Annotated in this window: 17 protein-coding genes and 1 tRNA gene; 11 read left to right on the forward strand and 7 right to left on the reverse strand. The window is 44.3% G+C overall.

The window, feature by feature from the left end; translation table 11 throughout:
* Positions 1-117: 117 nt before the first annotated feature.
* Complete coding sequence (locus B9G69_RS10330) at positions 118-2,340, forward strand: copper-transporting P-type ATPase (RefSeq protein WP_088615118.1); 2,223 nt, start codon at positions 118-120, stop codon at positions 2,338-2,340.
* Between the two features lie 36 nt (positions 2,341-2,376).
* Here B9G69_RS10330 and B9G69_RS10335 read toward each other — a convergent pair whose 3' ends face one another.
* The gene (locus B9G69_RS10335; protein ID WP_088615117.1) at positions 2,377-2,733 is read right to left on the reverse strand and encodes a hypothetical protein; all 357 of its coding nucleotides are present in this window, start codon (positions 2,731-2,733) and stop codon (positions 2,377-2,379) included.
* Here B9G69_RS10335 and B9G69_RS10340 point away from each other — a divergent pair.
* A complete protein-coding gene (locus tag B9G69_RS10340; protein WP_254917075.1) occupies positions 2,732-3,874 on the forward strand; it encodes a recombinase family protein in 1,143 nt (380 codons plus the stop codon). The genes B9G69_RS10335 and B9G69_RS10340 overlap by 2 nt on opposite strands.
* Here B9G69_RS10340 and B9G69_RS10345 read toward each other — a convergent pair.
* Together B9G69_RS10345 and spoVG are read right to left on the reverse strand one after the other, a co-directional pair.
* Positions 3,841-3,916, reverse strand: a tRNA-Gln gene (locus B9G69_RS10345). The genes B9G69_RS10340 and B9G69_RS10345 overlap by 34 nt on opposite strands.
* Positions 3,917-4,202: 286 nt before the next feature.
* Entirely contained in the window at positions 4,203-4,532 is a 330-nt protein-coding gene (gene spoVG, locus B9G69_RS10350; protein WP_088615115.1) for a septation regulator SpoVG, read from the reverse strand.
* Between the two features lie 312 nt (positions 4,533-4,844).
* Here spoVG and B9G69_RS10355 point away from each other — a divergent pair, with 312 nt between their 5' ends.
* Complete coding sequence (locus tag B9G69_RS10355) at positions 4,845-5,258, forward strand: hypothetical protein (protein ID WP_088615114.1); 414 nt, start codon at positions 4,845-4,847, stop codon at positions 5,256-5,258.
* An 85-nt stretch (positions 5,259-5,343) separates the two neighbouring features.
* Positions 5,344-6,198 carry a universal stress protein gene (locus tag B9G69_RS10360; RefSeq protein WP_088615113.1) on the forward strand — a complete coding sequence of 285 codons (855 nt, stop codon included), beginning with the start codon at positions 5,344-5,346 and terminating at the stop codon, positions 6,196-6,198.
* 35 nt (positions 6,199-6,233) lie between these two features.
* Here the strand turns inward: B9G69_RS10360 and B9G69_RS10365 are convergent, their stop codons facing one another.
* The 4 genes from B9G69_RS10365 to B9G69_RS10380 all read right to left on the reverse strand — a co-directional run bounded on the left by B9G69_RS10365 (position 6,234) and on the right by B9G69_RS10380 (position 10,647).
* Positions 6,234-7,736 carry a HAMP domain-containing methyl-accepting chemotaxis protein gene (locus tag B9G69_RS10365; protein ID WP_254916837.1) on the reverse strand — a complete coding sequence of 501 codons (1,503 nt, stop codon included), beginning with the start codon at positions 7,734-7,736 and terminating at the stop codon, positions 6,234-6,236.
* A gap of 255 nt (positions 7,737-7,991) precedes the next feature.
* Complete coding sequence (locus B9G69_RS10370) at positions 7,992-9,428, reverse strand: trypsin-like peptidase domain-containing protein (protein ID WP_088615111.1); 1,437 nt, start codon at positions 9,426-9,428, stop codon at positions 7,992-7,994.
* A gap of 112 nt (positions 9,429-9,540) precedes the next feature.
* On the reverse strand, positions 9,541-9,789 hold the full coding sequence (locus tag B9G69_RS10375) for a DUF1844 domain-containing protein (RefSeq protein ID WP_088615110.1): 249 nt from the start codon (positions 9,787-9,789) through the stop codon (positions 9,541-9,543).
* 45 nt (positions 9,790-9,834) lie between these two features.
* A complete protein-coding gene (locus tag B9G69_RS10380; protein WP_088615109.1) occupies positions 9,835-10,647 on the reverse strand; it encodes a M48 family metalloprotease in 813 nt (270 codons plus the stop codon).
* Between the two features lie 237 nt (positions 10,648-10,884).
* Here B9G69_RS10380 and B9G69_RS10385 point away from each other — a divergent pair, with 237 nt between their 5' ends.
* The 7 genes from B9G69_RS10385 to B9G69_RS10415 are packed head-to-tail and all read left to right on the forward strand — an operon-like array spanning position 10,885 to position 18,466.
* Positions 10,885-11,859: an AAA family ATPase gene (locus B9G69_RS10385; RefSeq protein ID WP_416220936.1), complete on the forward strand. Its 975-nt coding sequence runs from the start codon at positions 10,885-10,887 to the stop codon at positions 11,857-11,859.
* A 1-nt stretch (position 11,860) separates the two neighbouring features.
* Positions 11,861-12,730, forward strand: coding sequence for a DUF58 domain-containing protein (locus B9G69_RS10390; protein WP_088615107.1), 870 nt, complete (start codon positions 11,861-11,863; stop codon positions 12,728-12,730).
* On the forward strand, positions 12,730-13,638 hold the full coding sequence (locus B9G69_RS10395; protein ID WP_088615106.1) for a hypothetical protein: 909 nt from the start codon (positions 12,730-12,732) through the stop codon (positions 13,636-13,638). The genes B9G69_RS10390 and B9G69_RS10395 overlap by 1 nt, the downstream gene beginning before the upstream one ends.
* Entirely contained in the window at positions 13,635-14,645 is a 1,011-nt protein-coding gene (locus tag B9G69_RS10400; protein WP_088615105.1) for a vWA domain-containing protein, read from the forward strand. The genes B9G69_RS10395 and B9G69_RS10400 overlap by 4 nt, the downstream gene beginning before the upstream one ends.
* A complete protein-coding gene (locus B9G69_RS10405) occupies positions 14,645-15,709 on the forward strand; it encodes a vWA domain-containing protein (protein WP_088615104.1) in 1,065 nt (354 codons plus the stop codon). The genes B9G69_RS10400 and B9G69_RS10405 overlap by 1 nt, the downstream gene beginning before the upstream one ends.
* On the forward strand, positions 15,706-16,467 hold the full coding sequence (locus tag B9G69_RS10410; RefSeq protein WP_254916836.1) for a hypothetical protein: 762 nt from the start codon (positions 15,706-15,708) through the stop codon (positions 16,465-16,467). Before B9G69_RS10405 ends, B9G69_RS10410 begins: the two co-directional genes overlap by 4 nt.
* The gene (locus B9G69_RS10415; RefSeq protein ID WP_265437723.1) at positions 16,451-18,466 is read left to right on the forward strand and encodes a BatD family protein; all 2,016 of its coding nucleotides are present in this window, start codon (positions 16,451-16,453) and stop codon (positions 18,464-18,466) included. Before B9G69_RS10410 ends, B9G69_RS10415 begins: the two co-directional genes overlap by 17 nt.
* Positions 18,467-18,471: the final 5 nt, after the last annotated feature.

An 18,471-nucleotide genomic window follows, 5' to 3' on the forward strand; every position in this document is an offset into this window, starting at 1 on the left:
ATCAGGGTATTACCATTGCGTATACCTCGAAAAGTGGCCGAGGAGTAACTCTAGAAGTTATTCCAGATGAGTCGAGCGGGGAATCGGTTATTAGAAAAATATGAAATGAGGTTGAAAATGAAGAACGGCGACTCTCACAATCATCACCAACACCATCATCACCAAGGGCCGATACTTAATGATATGCCTTCCATTGCAGATGTCACTTCATCGAAGGCTAACATCACTTATACATGCCCAATGCATCCCCAAATCAGGCAGAATAAGCCTGGTAATTGTCCAATCTGCGGGATGAGTCTTGAACCTTTAGAACCTGCACTTGAAGAAGGCGAAGATCATGAACTTTCAGACATGAATCGCCGATTCAAGGTTTCTCTAATCTTTACGATACCTCTGGTTTTACTTGCTATGGCTGAAATGATTCTGCCATTCAAGATACATGATCTATCCGGTGCTATTTCATTAAATTACTTTCAATTAATTTTGGCCACTCCAGTAGTTCTATGGTCTGGATATCCGTTATTTCAGCGAGGCTGGATTTCTCTCAAAACGTTGCAACTCAATATGTTTACTCTCATTGCATTAGGGACAGCGGTTGCCTATGTATACAGTTTAGTTGCGACACTATTGCCAGCGCTATTCCCTGAAGTTATGAAGAATCAGCATACTGGAGAAGTTGGCGTTTATTTCGAGGCAGCTGCTGCTATCATCACGCTGGTACTATTAGGACAGGTTCTTGAACTGAGAGCTAGGAAGCAAACATCAGGAGCGATTAAAGCTCTATTAGGGCTTGCTCCGAAAATGGCTTTGCGAATTCGTGATGATAAAGAAGAATTCGTCGAATTGTCTCGAATCGTAATCGAGGATTTACTCAAGGTTAAGCCTGGAGAAAAAGTTCCAGTCGATGGCGTGGTTGTGCAAGGGCAAAGTTCCATTGATGAATCCATGATTACTGGTGAACCGATTCCTGTGGAAAAAGAAATGGGTTCTAAAGTAACAGGGGGAACACTCAATGGCACTGGTACTTTTGTTATGAAGGCTGAAAAGGTTGGATCAGAAACACTACTTTCGCAAATTGTGAAGATGGTTTCAGAGGCTCAGCGAAGTCGAGCACCGATCCAGAAAGTTGCTGACATAGCTTCGAGCTATTTTGTTCCCGCTGTGGTTGTAATAGCAATCATCGCATATCTTGTTTGGTATTTTGTTGGACCGGAACCAAGAATGACTTATGCCCTGGTCAATGCCATTGCTGTCTTAATTATAGCTTGTCCCTGCGCTCTTGGATTGGCTACGCCAATGTCTATCATGGTGGGAGTCGGCCGGGGTGCGCAGAATGGTATTCTTATTAAAGATGCAGAAGCGCTAGAGATTTTCTCGAAGATTAATACTTTAGTTGTGGATAAGACCGGAACACTCACGGAAGGAAAGCCAACGTTATCGAAAGTTATTTCTACCGCGAACCTTTCTGAAAATGAAGTTTTGAAAATCGCAGCTGCTCTCGAGCGCTCCAGTGAGCACCCCCTTGCACAAGCCATTACAAAGGGTGCTCAAGAGAGACAAATCAATCTTAATATCGAAGTTAAAGAGTTCATCTCCACAACCGGCAAGGGAATCTCGGGAAATTTAGAGGGGAAAAAGTATTCAGTCGGTAACATTAAATGGGCTTCAGAATTAGGTTTCGATTTGAGTAAGTACAATGATGATGTTGAGAAGCTTAGAAAAGATGGTCACACAGTCATGGTACTTATGTCGGCAACGGAAGTTTTGGGCTTTATTGCTGTTGTGGATCAAATCAAAGTGACAACTTCAGAAGCAGTTCGAACACTTCAAGATAATGGTATCGAAGTGATTATGCTTACCGGCGACAATAAAGTGACTGCTATGGCTGTAGCCGAAAAAGTTGGAATAAAAAATGTTATTTCTGACGTACTGCCAGATCAAAAAAGAAGTATTGTTCAAGATCTACAGAAACAGGGTCGCATTGTTGGCATGGCTGGAGACGGCGTAAACGATGCTCCAGGATTAGCTCAAGCCCATGTTGGTATAGCAATGGGGCATGGTACTGACGTGGCCATTGAAAGTGCCGGCGTTACTTTAATTAAAGGAGATTTGATGGGCATCGTAAAGGCCCGAAATCTTAGCTCCGCTACGATGAAAAATATTCGCGAGAATTTATTTTTTGCCTTTATTTATAACTTTGCGGGTGTTCCGATTGCAGCCGGAGTTTTGTATCCATCTCTAGGAATTCTATTAAGTCCTATGTTCGCGAGCGCTGCAATGGCATTAAGTTCTGTATCTGTCATTGGAAACGCTCTTAGATTAAAGCGAACTTCGATCTGACAAAAAAAAGAGGGTGGAACTTCACCCTCTTTTTTCCTACTTCAATACCGAAATTGAAAGTGGAATGGTTTTTAACTCACCTTTATCAATGAGCTGAATCCATACTCTGTAATCACCGTCTGTTGGAAATGTTGCATGTAGCATTCCAGTATTTGGAGCGCTTCCTTCCATAGGGTGAACATGCGTTAGCTCATCGCCGTCAGGGGATACAGCGATAACGTGAGCAAAAGCACCTAAGTAAGGCGTAATTTCAGGAGCTTGACCATCTTCTCTAGTAATTTGGAAGTTAAGCATAGCCTGCCACGGTATCTTTATTCGAAGCAAAGCGTAAGTAAGAAAGATTTTTGATGTATTCCTTAAAGAAGGGACTATAGGGAAAACGCTTCCGATCATTGATGCTCTGGGAATACTTCCGCGCTCTAATAACCCTGAGGAAACTGGGATAAGATCCGGTCGATGGAATTACACAGCTGTTCGCGATATTCTTGTAAACCCAGCGTATGTTGGTCTGAAGGAAGTAAATAAAAAGAACAAGGGCAAAGATCCTGAGATGTTAAAGCCTTGGCAGCAATATCAAGTGGTAAAAGCTTCTTGGCCTGAAATTATCGAAAAGAAAGTTTTTGATCAAGTTCAAGAGATTCTAGAGGAGAATGCAAAGTTTGAACGTAGAAAGTTGGAAGAGGCCGAAAGACGTGTCTTCCTGTTATCTGGAATTCTCCGCTGTGGAAAGTGCGGACGGCCTCTTAATGGACAGTCGGCACATGGAGAAAAGGAAGTTCATAGATATTATGCTCATTCTTATAAAAGAGGGAGTTCAAATGCGTGTTCATTTAAAAGAGTAAGGGCTGATGAAATCGAGGATGTTGTGATTAGCTATCTTACAAATGTCATTTCCCGAGCTGGATATATGAACGGTATAGAAGCGAACCTAAGATCAATCGCGAATGAAACTCCCGAAAATGTTGCGGATCAGATTGCAAAGGTCAAAAGTGCACTCGCTGAGGTGCAGGCTGAAATCAAGGCGACATTTAAATTACAACTTAAAGCTTCCCCAGGTACCGAGGCGGCTCAGTTGGCGGTTGAACATCTAGAAGTTCTCGGTAAGAAAAAGAAACAGTTGAACTCTGTATTAGGTAGCCTCAGTGAGCAAGAAGAGACCGTGATTGATACTAAAGGAATATTAAGAGCGATCCAAAACCGCGTTGCCGAGTTCAAAAAGGGCTTTCCTAAAGCAAACGCGTTTCTGAAGAGACGTCTACTACGAAAAGTTCTCAAAGAACTTGTTCTAACAGATCAAGGCCTCGAAACGGCCTTTAATGTCGATCTCACTAATCCGAATCAGGTTATGGATGATTCAATGTCTTACGAACATGGAAAGCTTCTTCAATTTAAAAATAAAAGAGTAATGGCTGATATCGAAAACAGACCACCAGAAATGCCCCTTCGGGCTACTGGGTCTGATTTTACTCCGTCGTTTGAATTATTGCTTAATGATGGAAATGGATGGGGTAGCAGGACTCGAACCTGCGAATGACAGAATCAAAATCTGTTGACTTACCAACTTGTCGATACCCCAACAAGATGAACGGTTGAACCGCTAAACTACGGATTTTGCGTGAGGATTGCAATCGGTGACGCGCTGCGAATCTGGCAATAGCTTAAGAATTCCGTCATTGAAACTCAAATCAACCAATAAAAAAGCCCGCTAGTGCAGGATTTGCTGCAAGAGCGGGCAAAACTGTCCTTGGGGTTTTGAAGCCGCCTCCTATATCAAGCCTCCACAAATGGCTCGATACTTGGCGTGAGCAGGGAACTCTACTCTAGCAGGGCCGGAGTGAAACAAAACCAAACCTTCGTGGCTGCTAGTAATCGTCGCTGCCGCCGTAATCGCTACCTGGCGCCTTCTGGCGTTTCAGGTTCACTAGGGTTTCGCCCATGGACTTTAATTCGTTTTCGTATGCTTCAAAGACCTTGTCCTCGATCATTGCGCGCGTCTCTTGATTCAAGGGATGCGCGATATCGCGGAACTGGCCGTCTTTTCTTTTTTTGGAGGGCATCGCGACGAACAGGCCGCTGGTGCCTTGGATGACTTTCAGATCGCGAACTACGAAACAACCATCAAGCGTGATGGAGACGTAGGCCTTCAAGCGATCCTCATTGACCGGGAAAACTTTCACTTCGGTGACTTTCATAGAGTCCCTTTCTAGGTGCTGATCTTGTTGCTACCAATGGAGCCATACTATGGTCCGATCTCTATTTCGGACGATGCTTTATTTTTCTAAAGACCTAGGTCGAGGAAAGTTCAGAAATCATAGGTTCAACTAAATTTTGTCCCAAACCGAGACAGATCACCACTTACAAGTTTTTGAGTGTTGAGGACAAACGTGGAGTCGGGAGAGGCAACCGGCAAGAAATTCAGATGACTTGCGGTAACGTGACAAGTGTTTGGGCCTATGGGAAACCCTTCGATCTTATTTAACTCATTCTTTGGTTTAGAGGACTTTATGAAAATGCTTTTGGCTTTTATGTTCGTTTCGGTTTCAGCCTTATCTTCTGTGTCACTTGCTTCCGATTCTGGCGAGTGGAATTACACAGGCTCTTGCATGCAAACAACGACTAACGATGGTTCTTTGCCGAACACCATCTCCATTTATGAGCATCAAAACGGATCAGAAAAAATCTTGTTAAAGTTTTACATCGGAAATGATCTGCGCACTGTGTTTGCGACACTAACAAGTCGTGATGCTGTGAATACACTTCAGTACGATGACGTTCGCTTGTTTGAGGACGGCGCCGTTAAAGGTGGTCGCATCGGTATTAAATTCCGTGTGAACCAAACAGTGTTCATTTCAGGCGGGGGCTTGTGGTGGTCTTACTTTGACGGGTCCAAAGCTTCTTACATCTGTTCTCGAAATTAACAATCTCGTGCAGAAATGCATGAGTTAGATTCTTAAGATATCCCTCCCGAAGTTGTACTCTGATACAAAAAATAAGGGAGGGCATATGCCCGCTAAAACCGTTCTTCTGTGTGACGACGTCTTTGCAGAGAAGAAAGAGGCCAAGCAACGTTCTCATCTTTTGCAAAAAGTGGCGCAAGACTTTGCCCGACTTTTGAAATGTAATTTACGCACAATCACTGTGCTGGATATCCCCAAAAAAATCGTTAGCTCCAAAAATAAGAAAGAAGACAGTGTCGAAACGATCTATGGTCGTCCTGTTGACGTGATTTTGAAAGAATCTAAAGATCCAGGGGTTGAGATGCTGATCTTAGGTACACGCCCTCGCTCAGGTCTTAAGAGAACGTTTTTAGGCAGTGTCGCAGAAGAAGTCGTACGAAATGCCCAGGTGCCAGTGATGGTGTTGGGCTCTCATGCCGTGGATTCTGACTATAGTTTGAAATCTAAAAAGCAAAGAATTTTAGTCGTCACCGATTTGTCAGATTTTTCTGGAGGAGCAGAGCGATTGGCGGCCAAACTTGCTAAGCGAATCAATGCTGAAGTTCTGCTTTACCATTCCGTCGGTGATCAAATAAAGCACATGAAAGACATGCTATATTCTCAACGGGTGAATAGTCCCGGGCTTGAGCAAATATTCGACGAGATGAAAAGCTTTGCCGAAGAGTCATTGGCAAAAAAAATAAAAGCCTATGAGGGGCAGGGAATTTCCGCCACTGGTCATATTGGATACGAAGAAGCAGAGGTGTCGAAGATTCTAAGAAAGAACAATTGGCACAAGGCTGATCTTATAGTCATGGGAACACATTCACGCGGAAAATTTTTAAAAGCTTTTTTGGGAAGCACCACTCGACGAGTGATGCTGTCGGCCCCAGTTCCAGTTATTATAGTGCGGTCCAGATAGAGCAAGGCAATAGTCAGGTTTTAAGTGAACCAAAGTTATGCTGCCGCTAGTACAGGTTGCTCTCGTACCACTTCTTGAGGAGCGATGGTGTTCGTGTTTTTCTTGCCATGAATTAACACTTGCAGTTCTCCAACAAGATTATTTAAAGCTTGCGCTTGTGCCGACATTTCTTCAGAGGAAGCCGCAACTTCTTCTGATGAGGCGGCATTACTTTGGGTTGCTTGATCAAGTTGATTCATCGCTTTTGAAATTTGCTCGATCCCATTAGCTTGTTCCGAGCTGCTTGTGGAAATTTCTTTATTTAAATCAGCTACTTTCTTAACCGAGTTTAAAATCTCCACTAAGACCGTTCCACTGTTGCTGGCGATGACAGAACCTTTCTCTGTTTTTTCGACATTTTCTTTAATCAAAGAGGTAATGCCTTTGGCAGATTCTGCACTTTTCTGCGCCAAAGTTCTGACAGCATCAGCGACGACCGCGAAGCCCTTACCTTGTTCACCCGCGCGAGCAGCTTCCACAGCTGCATTCAATGCCAAAAGGTTCGTTTGAAACGCAATATCATCAATGACAGAAATAATTTCCTCGATCTGTTTTGATCCAGAAGAGATTTCGTTCATAGCATAAATCAATTGTTCGATTTCACGAGCGCCTTTTTCTGCAGCATCTTTGGAGTTCTGCGACAGCCCATTTGCTTCCTGTGCATGAGATGTATTTAGTTTGACCATGCTCGAGAGTTCCTCAAGAGATGCAACTGTTTCTTCCAAAGAAGCGGCTCCCTCCGTAGAGCCCGCTGAAAGTTGTACACTTGCCGAAGCCAGATGAGCGCCACCTGCCGCAGTCTGAGAAGCAGCTCCATAAATATCGTCACTGATACGGTTTAATGTTTTTGCTAAATTCGTTGAAAACAAGAATCCGAAAACACTACCAAATACAACGCCACCGAAGGCGATCATCACTACCATAAGGGTCGCGCGATCGCGAATCGACTCAGCGGACTGAACTTTTTTACTTCCCACCTCTTTGTGGTATGCCGCTAGAGCGCCCGCAGCTTCCGCATATACTTTTGCTTTCGCAGGAATGTCATTATAAAGAAGCTGTACCATTTTCGCTTTGTCGGCTTCAGATCCTGTCTTTTGCAATGCCAAAATATCATCAGTCAACTTTTTGTAAGTCACCCACGTTGTGTGGAGCTTTTCATAAAGTTCCTTTTGACGATCATCCATTCCCAGTTGCGTATAGGTCTCGTTTTCTTTCTCGTAATCAGTGAGGGCTTGATTAACGTCATTAATGCCATCTTTGAGTTGGATTTCAGGTAGATCTGGCAATCCAGTCAGCGTCAAATTCGCGCGAATTTTTCTAAAATTTAGAAACATTTGATCTAAGTGTTCCATCTTAGGCATTGTCTTAGTAGCAATCCAACCATACTCGTTGCTAACAGATCCCAGCGATACATAGCCGGTTGCACCGATCACCAATGCAACAGCGCACAGAGTGAAGGTTAATAAAAGTAATTTTGCTTTTAAGCTGAAGTTCTGCATGTTTCTCCCGTGCACCAAACGATTTTTTAATTTGAATTTTCGATTAACAATATCGGCGCGGGATTTTTTTTGATTATGGTGATCCAAAGAAAAGTTATAGATTAATTTTTGTACCGCTCTGAGTGAGTGAAAAATTATAGCGGGAATGGTGGATTTCATGAGGTGTCGCGAGAATTCTCTTATCTCTGACAAGAAGTAATCAATAAAAAAGCCCGCTGTTAAAGCGGGCTTGTTGGTTTTTTCCAGATTTCTTGATTAGGGAGTATCAACATTAATGATCTGAATGCGGGCATTGCGAGCGATTCGTAAACTGTTGCTGCCTTTTTTCAAAAACTTCAAGACGTCTTTGGCATTTGTGACCGCTTGTTTATTGACGTCTAAGATCACATCACCAACAGCCAAGCCACCTTTGCTGGCCGCGGAGTTTCGTTCTGTTTCGATCACGATCGGTTGCTTCATATCCTCTGGCAAACCCCATTCGCTGCGAATAGAAGGAGTCGGGTCGATGATCGTAAAGCCCAGCTTGAAAGGAGCTCTTTGGCCGTCGTATTTTTTGATCTCTAACTTTTTGCCTTTGGCGTCCTCGGGGCGGTCAGCAACGACGACAGCTAAAGAAATTGTTTTTCTGTCGCGGATAATTTTAGCCGTTGACGATTTCCCAATCGGAGCATCACTGACGGCATCTACAAGGCTGAGCGAGCTATCAATTTTTTTACCGTTAAATTCTGTCACGATATCGTAAATCTTAAGTCCCGCCCGAGCAGCGGGGCCCCGTGGATCCAGTTGCGTGATCACCGCACCACTTTGATCACCCATTCCCAGATAGTCCGCAGCCTCAGGATCTAGATCGCCCAAGGCGGCACCAATATAACCACGAGCAATGCGACCTTTGGATTCAAGTTGCGGGATCAATGCTTTAACTTCGTCGATAGGGATCGCAAAACCGATACCCTGAGCGCGAGCATCAATCGCGGAGTTCACACCCACAACCAAGCCCTTCGTGTTCACAAGGGGACCACCCGAGTTACCTGGGTTGATAGAAGCATCTGTTTGGATCAATGGAATTTTATTGATCTCGGCAATACCACGACCCTTAGAAGACACAATACCCTTAGACATCGAGTGCCCGTGACCAAACGGATTTCCGAAAGCGGCAACCCATTCACCAACTTCTAGGTCTTTAGAGGAACCAAGAACAGCGACAGTCAATTTTGTCTTAGGTTTGATTTTGATCAGTGCGATATCTGTACGCTCGTCGCTACCAACTAACGTCGCTTCGTACAGGTCTTTCGAGTCTTCAGACAGTTGAACTTTGATCTGGTCTGCGCCCGCGATCACGTGATTGTTGGTCACGATCAAACCATCTTCACGAATAATAAAACCAGTTCCCAATCCCATCATCTGAGGGCGTTGTTGCTGTTGCGGAGGTTGCTGCATTTTAAAGCCGTAAAGCTGTTCCAACATATCAAGCATCGGATCGCGACCGCGTGGCATGTTTTTTGGAATCGCCGTTGTCGAAATGTTTACGACGGCTGGGTTGATAGCTTTACCCAACTCCACAAAAAGATTTGCTGGAAGCGAAGGTCCCAGGTTCATTTTTGGAGGATCTTTGGGAAGAGTCGATTGCTGAGCTTGAGATTGGTAGCTGACCGTGAGGGAGGCCGCTAGTAGAAGGAATAAATACTTCTTCATAAAAACACTTCTCCTTTAACCTTCGAACGAAGCCGTTCGATGCAAATACACAGTATCAAAAATAATAAACGCGCGACAGTCTAAGACTGCGCGCGTTTAGATTTAAAAACGATTAAACCGAAACAAACTTCATTTGCAGGTCGTTAATTAGATTATCTAAAAATTGGGACTCATCAGCAGAAAGATTGCCCTTGGTTTTTTGCTGCAAAACCACCAATAGGTCGATGTTAAATCGAGCCATATTTTTATCTTTAGAAGTTTTTCCAGTTTGTGGATCTGGTGCCAAACCCATGGCCATTACCGACGCAGAGGCTAGGGACATGATTAATACTGATAATGAAGCTTCCATTTTTTCTTGCATAAAACACCCTTAAGCAAACATGAGTTCGCTAAATTCAATGTCAAGTTAGATAGGATAATAACCCATAAGCTTCTGCAAACGCGTCTCGATGGGCGGATGCGACTTTAAGAATAAATTCTTTTGTTTAAAGCCTTCAGGATTCACAATAAATAAGTGACTTGTGCAAGCGGGGATTTCCAAAGGCTGAGTCTGTGACAGGCCTTCCAGTCTCCATAAAACTTCACCCAATGGATGGCGGTTGTTTAAAAGCTCAGAAGCCATCAAATCATTTTCAAAAAACGATTTGTCGCCCACGACCGCTTTGATGATCAGCCAGCCCACGGGGGACAAAAGCGGCATAAAAAAGTGCAAACGATAAGGCAAGAAAGAATCTAAAAATTGACCTAACCCCACGATTGAATTTGCCAGGGTTGAACTGACGCTGAATGCAAAAGTATCAAGGCGGCGGATGTGACAAAGTTGATGAGCCACCACAGCTTCCAACTCTTTAGAATTTAACTTTTGCAAAAGCCCTAAGGTGAATCCCAAAGAACCATGTTTCCAAGAGTGACCAACGCAAAATGCATTCGCCGACGAATGTGGTGTCACAAAGACAGCGGGCGCCGGCATCCCAAGCTGATTCGACATGCGATCCACCATATCTAAAACACCCCAAGCATCTTGGCCTTTTAAACGTTGCGCGCGAAGTTTTGATAGAACGCTATTTTCGCCGTAAAAGAACACGATGAAATTTAAAAGGAGTGCTAACAAAAAGCCAATGATCAATCCCAGGCGCTCACCGAATTGGTAACCCAATACCAGAAGTGCCAGTGAGGTCGATAGGATGAAAATCCAAACTTTCGTGCTCGTATTTGCCATAGTGAATTTGTCCCATCGAATAAGCGGTTTATCAACTGTCGCCGGAGCTGCCGCAATGCGAAGCCCCTCCAAACTTAAGGCTAGGACTGTGACATAACAATTGCAAGTTTTTGCTCTGCCGACGCTCTGAGAAATTAAGGTCCTGTAGGGCTGTTGGAATTGCTTGCCGCAAGTTGCGTAAGAGAGTGAAATGGAAGGGATATTCTCGAGGGAGGACAGGTGAGCGAAGTTGATATCATGGCATTAAACGCCGCGATCAAACAAGAAAGTCAATTCATCGACAAGATGATGACCGAGATCAACAAAGTTGTGGTCGGACAAAAAGAAATGGTCGAAGGGATCATGATGGGATTGTTGACGGGTGGTCACATCCTGCTTGAAGGTGTTCCCGGTCTTGCAAAGACATTGACGATTTCAACAGTGTGTAAATCTATTTCCTTAGATTTCCAACGTATTCAGTTCACTCCCGATCTGTTGCCAACAGACTTGATCGGTACGATGATCTTTAATCCAAAATCTGGCGAATTCGCTCCTCGTAAAGGTCCTATCTTTACGAACATCGTTTTGGCCGACGAGATCAATCGTGCCCCTGCGAAAGTTCAATCGGCATTGCTTGAGGCAATGGCAGAAAAGCAAGTAACCATTGGTGAAGAGTCCTATAAACTTGCCAATCCATTCCTGGTTCTTGCAACTCAGAATCCATTAGAGCAAGAGGGAACATATCCACTTCCTGAAGCACAGATGGACCGTTTCATGTTTAAGATCAATGTGGTTTACCCACATAAAGGTGAAGAGCTCGAGATCTTAAATCGTATGGGTACGAACGAAAAGCCGGTTGTAAACCCGGTGATCTCTCGCGAAGATTTGTTGCGTGCGTCCGAACGTGCAGATCAAATCTATGTCGATAATAAAATCAAAAATTATATCGTAGAAATCGTTATGGCTTCCAGAAAGCCTGCAGAGTACGGCTTGTCACGTATCGCAAACTTGATCAACGTGGGCGGCTCACCGCGTGCGACGATCTGTCTGTTCCGTGCAGCGAAAGCTCACGCTTTCTTACGTGGCCGCGGTTACGTGACAGCTGAAGACGTAAAAGCAATTGCCTACCACGTGATGAGACATCGTTTGATTCTGACTTACGAAGCTGAGGCAGAAAATATTAAGTCTGATGATGTGATCAAAGAAATCTTGAGCCAAGTCGAGGTTCCATAGGATGGGATTGCCTCCAGAGGTCCTAAAAAAGGTCAAACTTTTAGAGTTGAACACAAGAAAACTTGTGAACAACCTTTTTGCAGGCGAATACCATACCGCCTTCAAAGGGCAAGGTATGACCTTTGCGGACTTCCGTGAGTATGTTCCGGGCGACGACGTGCGCTCGATTTCCTGGCCGCTGACGGCGCGCACAGGAAAAACTTTTATTAAAACATTTGAAGAAGAGCGTGAGCTGACCCTGATTATCGCAGTCGATATCAGTGGCTCCAGTGATTTCGGAACGGGACCTTACTTTAAAGGTGAAGTGATGACTCATATGGCAGCCTTGCTGGCGTTTTCTGCAGTGAAAAACAACGACCAAATTGGATTGTTGTTATTTAGTGATCAGGTCGAACACTTTGTTCCGCCGAAAAAAGGCCGTGGGCACGTGCAACGTTTGCTGCGGGATCTGTATTATTTCAAACCTAAAAGTCACAAAACGAAACTTTCTAACGGCTTTAGTTTTCTGCAAGGGGCGTTGAAAAAGCGTGCGACCATTTTCGTGTTCAGCGATTTTATGGACGAGGGCTTTGATCAAAGCTTACGCCTGCTGGGCAGAAAGCATGACGTTGTGGCTTGTGTGGTGAACGATGCTGCCGAATATTCATTGCCAAGTATGGGAGTGATTGAAGTGCAGGATGCAGAAAGTGGCGAAGTATTAACTGTCGACACGTCCTCTGCAGGTTTTAGAAAAGAATATGAGCAAGCAGTTCTAAAGCGTAAAGAGTCTCGCGATAAGCTGCTTCGCAAATCGCAAGTGGATCGTGTGGATGTAAAATCCAGCAATGATTTCGTAGATCCTCTTGTGGCGTTTTTTAAGAAGAGAAAATAATGGCATCTTATCAGTGTAAAGTTGAAATTCCACACGTCGCAGGACTGAACGATAATGAACTCACGGTAGGCCGTGAGTTTATGCTTGTCTGCGATGGAGAGTTTCCAAAAACTTTGCAACAAGATAAACTTCAATTCGTTCTGCCACCTGAAGCGAAATACTCGATCCATTTATTGGGGTTTGAGTTCCGCTCGCCAACTCAAGCTGATATCAAAGTCACTTCCTATACCGCCGGGCCCCAGGTTAAATTCGACAACCTGCAACTGACTGATGGAACTGAAACTTTAGATTTGGGACAGGTCCAGTACCAGTTAGTCAGTGTTTTGCCTCCACCTCCGCCGCCGTCTGGAAAACCAGGGGAGCAAGCTCCTAAACAAGAGCCCTTTGGTCCCATTGGTCCCATGAATATTCCAGTGCCAATGATGTACTGGGCGATTTTAGCAGGCGTCGTTGGTTTGTTTATTTTAGTTGTTATGACTAAGATCTTCCGCTCGATTCAACGTAAGAAAATTATCGAACGCTTGAAAGAACATGATTCCGCTTTGTCACCACTGGCGGAGTTTCATCAAAGATTCCGTCGGATGCAGCGTACGAACACAGTGTTCTTTGGAGGCAATCCGAAACAAGAGGACATTCCTTTAGCATTGGATGAAACCCGACATATGTTGAAACTTTACATCACTCGTCGTTATAAAATTCCGGCGCTTGAGTGGAGTCCGCGTTTGATCCTAAAGGATCTTAAAAAGTATCATCCAAAAGTGTACCAAGAAACCGGCATCGAGCTTGAAAAGCTGGTGAAAGAGTTTTTGCATGCTTCTGAGGATCGAGCCAAGATCACGGGTTCTGACGTTTTGAACCTATCTAAACGTGCGCGTCTTTTGGTTGAAGAAATGGAGAGATTGTCATGACAATTCATTCTCCATTAGCATTTTGGTTGATTCTGCCCTTGATAGCTGTGGTGATCTGGGTTTTATGGAGAAAAAAATCTAAAACTCCGACCTTGCAGTTCGGTACTATTCAAATTCTAAAAACAGTGACGCCGAGCTTGCGCACGCGTTTACTTAATGTTCCTTTAATTCTTAAAGCTTTAGGAATCGCGCTGGCTATTTTTGCTTTAGCTCGTCCTCAGGAAATGAATACGAAAATTAAGAAAAATGTCGAGGGGATTGATATAGTTATCGCTCTTGATATTTCAGATTCTATGTTGATCGAAGACATGAGGCCCTTGAATCGTCTGGAAGCGGCTAAAGAAACGATTAAGCAATTTATCGGTGGCCGCAGTTCTGACCGTATCGGTTTGGTGATCTTTGCTGGAGAATCCTTCACCTTGGTTCCTCCAACATTGGATTATCAATTGATTCTGTCCCGCGTGGATGAAATTACAACGGCGGCCAGCGCGCGTATCAAAGATGGTACCGCGTTGGGTGTGGCGCTTGCAAATGCTGCCGGTCGCCTGAAAGATTCACAAGCAAAAAGCCGTGTGGTTATCTTTATGACGGACGGGGAGAATAACTCGGGAACCATCGATCCCGAAACCGGTCTTGAAATTGCCAAGGGTTATGGAATAAAAATTTACTCCATTGGTATCGGTAAAGATGGCCCAACCCGTATTCCGATTTACACGCGCGATATCTTTGGTCAGAAAGTTAAAACTTATCAGCCTTTTGATTCCACAGTCAATGAGGACCTTTTAGGTCGTATGGCAAGTCAAACCGGTGGTAAGTACTATCGTGCTTCTAAGGAAGACTCGTTAAAAGGTGTCTTTAAGGATATTGACTCGTTAGAAAAAACAAAAATCGACGTGAACAAATTTACGAACTATACCGAAAAATATCCGCCATATCTTGTGGCCGGTCTGATTCTGTATTTAATCGGTTTGTTATTAGGTCGTACATGGTTAAGGAGGGTGCCATAATGTTTAGATTTGAAAACATGGCAGCCTTTAACTATCTGTGGGTGATTCCAGCGATCATCATCGTTGGCTATTTCTTTGATCGCAGGTCAAAAAAATCCATGGAAGCAGCTATAGGTTCAAGGCTGTATCCGTTCCTTTCCAGTTCCGTTAGCCACAAAAAACGTGCGATAAAAACGATCCTGCAAGTGATTGCGGTCTTTTTTTTCGTGTTGGCGTTGGCTCGTCCTCAGTTTGGTCAAAGCAAACAAGAAGTAAAAAGCGAAGGTGTTGAAATCATTTTCGCCGTCGACGTCTCTGAAAGTATGATGTCAGAGGACGTAAAACCAAATCGATTGACGCAAGCTAAAACAGAATTAAGCCGGCTGGTCGATCAAATGCCTGGAAATAAAATCGGTGTTATGGCATTTGCTGGGACCTCGGCATTGTTATCTCCTCTGACAAATGATCCTGGCGCTGTAAAAATGTATATTGATGCCTTGGATACAAACTCCGTATCAACTCAAGGTACAAATTTTCAAGATTTGTTAGCCAATGCTAAAGAAGCTTTCGAACGGGGTGGTGTTTCAACTGATGACACCGTCAAGGTCACTCGCGTGATCTTGATCGCCTCGGATGGTGAAGATCAAGAGCAAGGTGCTTTAGAAGCTGCTAAGAAATTGGCTGATGATGGTACACGCATTTTTACTGTGGCTTATGGCACAGAAAAAGGTGGAGCGATTCCGGTGCGTGATGGCATGGGTTTCCTAAAGGGCTATAAAAAAGATCGCAGCGGGCAGACAGTTATTACGACCGTCAAAGGTGACGTGCTTCGTGCCTTGGCCGAGGCCGGTAAAGGCAGTTTTTATACAGCCACTGTCGGCGGTGATCAGATTAAACATTTAGTTGAAGATATCAATAATCTGGAAAAAACACAGTTCGATACAACGATGGCGACTCAATACGAAGAGCGTTTTCAGATTTTACTTATGATCGGAATCATCATAGCGATGTTCGAGATGTTCATAGGTGAAAGACGTCGCGGCTTCCGTTTTTGGAAGGGCCGCTTTGAGGTACCAGCGGAATGAAGAAATTAATTATATCTTCTGTTTTGTTGATGCTGACGGGATGCGGGGATCAACCTCATCTAAAAACCCTGGCGGTTAACCGTGAGGGAAATGCCCTTTTGCAGAAACAAAGCTTTCAAGCGGCCAACGAAAAATACATCGAAGCTTTACGCTACAATCCTTTTTTAGCACGTGTGCATTCTAACTTAGGACTTTCATTTGAAGGTTTGCAGCAAGCCGAGAAAGCTCAGCAGGCCTATGCGGAATCGGGAAGACTTGCCGAAGCGACTCAAGATCGCGAGATGATGTTTGTGGCCCGATTTAACGAAGCCCAACTTTTAGGAAAAGCTAAAAAGGTTGATGAGGCCATTGCTAAATACCAACAAGCCTTGGAGATCGTTCCTGCCAGTAAGGAAGCTAAAACCAATATTGAACTTTTGATTCAGTCGCAACAGGGCGGAGGCCAGGGCGAAAACAAGGATCAAAAAGATCAACAAGGTAATCAGGGCAATCAGCAACAGCAGAACAAAGATCAAAAGGGCGACAAAGACCAAAAACAAGATCAAAAAGACCAGGACGGAAAAGACGGCAAAGACCAAAAGCAGGACAAACAGTACTCCAATTCTCCTAAGTACAAGCCTCGTCCATTTGCCGGTAAAGAACTTTCCGAAGGGGACGTGAAGAAAATCCTGGGAGAGATTAAGCAGCAGGAAAGTAAAATTCGTGCTGACTATAATCGTAAAGAAACGAAGGAGCAGCCTCGTGACAAAGATTGGTAGTTTTCTAATCTTTCTAAGTTTTATTTTAAATGCAGCCATTGCCAACGCTGCGGGGACGACAGTGAATGCTGTGGTTGATCGCAATGAAATGGGGCTGGGTGACACTTTCACTGTGACAGTTTCTGCTGTTTCTTCCGAGGATGTGGACATTCAAGAGCCGCGTATTCCTGAACTTGATGGTTTTGAACTTTTAAACACTTCCAGTTCTACTGCTGTGGCGCAAAAGCTTGTTCCTGGTCCTGGTGGCATGCAGTTCGAAACGCAACGTCGTAAAGAGTACAATTATACATTGGCTCCGAAACGCCAAGGTACCTTAAGTGTGTCCTCATTCGAAGTCGTGGTAAGCGGCAAAGTATTTAGGACTCAACCGATCATTATTAAAGTTGGTGCAACCGGCAGTGGTAATGGTGGGGGCCGCAGACAAATGCAGCAGCCTCGTCGACCTTCGATGCCACAGATGCCGGGCATGCCTGGTATGGGCGAAGATCCGTTTGAGTCCATGGACCGTGCCGAAGAGGAAATGTTTAATCAGCTCTTACAGCAACGCCAGCGTTTGCTGCAGCAGATGCAACAGCAAGGTGCTGGTATGCCGGATGAACAATTTGGTCCGAACTCTTCCAGTGCCATTGATAACCCTGCATTCCGCAGTCTGCCAACAAATCCCAACGATGCTTTTTTTATCGGTGTGGAGGTAGATAAAACGGAAGTTTACGAAGGCGAACAAGTGACTGTGAACTGGTACATTTATACCCGCGGTCAGATGGAAACGTTAGATCGTTTAAAGTTTCCAGATCTTCGTGGTTTCTGGAAAGAAATTATCGAGGAAGTTCCAAGCATTCAATTCTATGAAGCAAATGTTGGTGGCATTCCTTGGAAAAAAGCCCTTCTTGCTTCTCATGCGCTGTTCCCGATCAAAGCAGGGACTGCGACGATTGACTCTTACAAAATAAAATCCCGCGTTCGTACTTTGAATCAGTTGGGTATGATGGCTAAACCCTACGAATACACAAAAAGCTCTGCGGCTGTGCCCATCAAAGTAAAGCCTTTGCCGGTCGAGGGGCGTCCCACGGATTTTTCAGGTGCCGTGGGGCAGTTCGATGTTCACTCTTCTGTTGAGGGAACCAGCTTTCCTGTCAATCAACCCTTAAGTTTGAAAGTACGTTTTGAAGGTGCCGGCAATGCAAAACTCATCGATTTGCCAGCGATGACCTTGCCAACGGGACTTGAACAGTATGATACAAAATCAGATTCTAAATTTTTTAAAAATGGTCGCAGTTATAAGGAATTCGAAATTCTGTTGATCCCACGTCAAGAGGGCGATGTGGTTTTCCCAGGCCTAAGCGTTAGCATGTTTGATCCAAAGTCTGGTAAATACTATACGAAAAAAACAGAGCCTATTAATTTAAAAATCATAAATAATCCGAATGCGCCTGTGGGTTCTTCACAAAGAATGTCTGGCAACCAAACTCCGGCTGCACCTAAGATTATTGAAAATAAACTGCCTGACGTAATTATGGCTTGGCAGCCCTCACATCAAGCAAGCGTGATGGCTCGTCCATGGTTATGGATGATCATTTATGCGGGCGTGATTATTTCTTTGCTGGTTAAGGCGCAACGTGAATTCGGCTGGGGCCGCAGACGCAGAACTTTGAAAGAGCAAGTCAGCAAACGTTATAAGTTGGTTGATCAGGCGTTAAGTAAAGACGACTACCGTAAAGTCGGTGCCGAAATGACCAACATCTTTTATATGGTGATGGGTCAGGTGGCGGGAGAAGCGGGTGCTTCTCAAAAAATCGAGGATTTGATGACGCAAATTCCACCAAGCCTTCGCCGAGATCATGGGGATGAAATCACCAAGACATTTGAGATTTTCCAAACCATGACTTTCGCGCCAGAGGAAATGCTCGGAAGCATCAAAGAAAAAGCCACGATGAAACAAAACATCGACCGAGCGAAGAAAGTAATCAGCGAGTTGATCTCCTCGAAAGAGGAAAAATAAAAAGG

Source organism: Bdellovibrio sp. SKB1291214 (genome assembly GCF_002209355.2).
Lineage (GTDB): Bacteria > Bdellovibrionota > Bdellovibrionia > Bdellovibrionales > Bdellovibrionaceae > Bdellovibrio.